Source organism: Faecalicatena contorta, from assembly GCF_021531995.1.
Lineage (GTDB): Bacteria > Bacillota > Clostridia > Lachnospirales > Lachnospiraceae > Dorea_A > Dorea_A contorta_A.
Genome location: NZ_JAFBIZ010000262.1, coordinates 1 through 1,011, shown reverse-complemented (window position 1 = coordinate 1,011; position 1,011 = coordinate 1). Strand labels below are relative to the sequence as shown.

At 41.8% G+C, this 1,011-nt stretch carries 1 protein-coding gene; it reads left to right on the top strand.

Annotated elements, in window-relative coordinates; all coding sequences use genetic code 11:
• Positions 1 to 127: 127 nt before the first annotated feature.
• A partial coding sequence (locus JQM82_RS15820; RefSeq protein ID WP_235251376.1) for a C40 family peptidase occupies positions 128 to 1,011 on the top strand: 884 nt, incomplete at its 3' end.

The following is a 1,011-nucleotide window of genomic DNA, read 5'->3' as shown; positions in this document are numbered from 1 at the left end:
GAATATGGAGATATAAACATTGTAAAATGGCTTGACAAAGAGATTCTGCATGGTATAATTACATCGTAACATATGTAACAATTCTGTAACATTTACAAAAGATAAGAAAACATAAAGGAGGGAGTTTATGGATTCTGGTCTTAAAAAAGGATTGTTCCTGGTTACGTTTACGGGAGCTATGATATCATTGCCGGCTACGGTACACGCATCAGATACTGAAAATGATAACATGTTGCCACAGGTCGGAATTGAGGAGGTACTGGGTGAATGTTATTTGTCTGATAAAGACATAACAATAGAAGATTATCTGGTGCCGACAGAGAAGGGTGAGTATTTAGATATGGCGTTCGCTGACGTGCAGTCGTTTCTTTATATAAGAAGCGCGCCGTCAACGGACAGCGAATGGATAGGAAAATTATATCCTGATTACGCAGCAAGGATCATTGGTCCGGTAGGGGAATGGACGCAGATAGAGTCCGGATCCGTTAAGGGATATGTGTATTCTGAATACATTACCGTAGGAATGGATGCAGAACAAAAAGCACAGGAGATTGTGCAGAGTTCCGGAATTCAGGATGCAAAAGAAGCGTTCCAATACGCGGAATCCAGAGAAGAAGAAGAGGCGAGACTGCAAAAAGATGCAGAAGAAGCAGCAGAAAGAGCAAGAGAAGAAGCTGTTGCAAAGGCAGCAAAAGGACAGGAGATTGTTGATTATGCATGTCAGTTTATCGGAAATCCTTATGTATGGGGAGGGACAAGCCTGACAAATGGAGCAGACTGTTCCGGATTTGTTCAATCAGTATTTGCACATTTTGGGGTTTCATTGCCAAGAACTACCTGGGATATGGAGAGCGTAGGAACGCCGGTAAGTTACGAAGAAGCGGTTCCGGGAGATATCATATTATATGACGGACATGTAGGTATTTATATGGGGAACGGACAGATTGTGAATGCAATCAACAGTGCAAAAGGGATTGGTATATTACCGGCGACATATGCAAATATAATAAC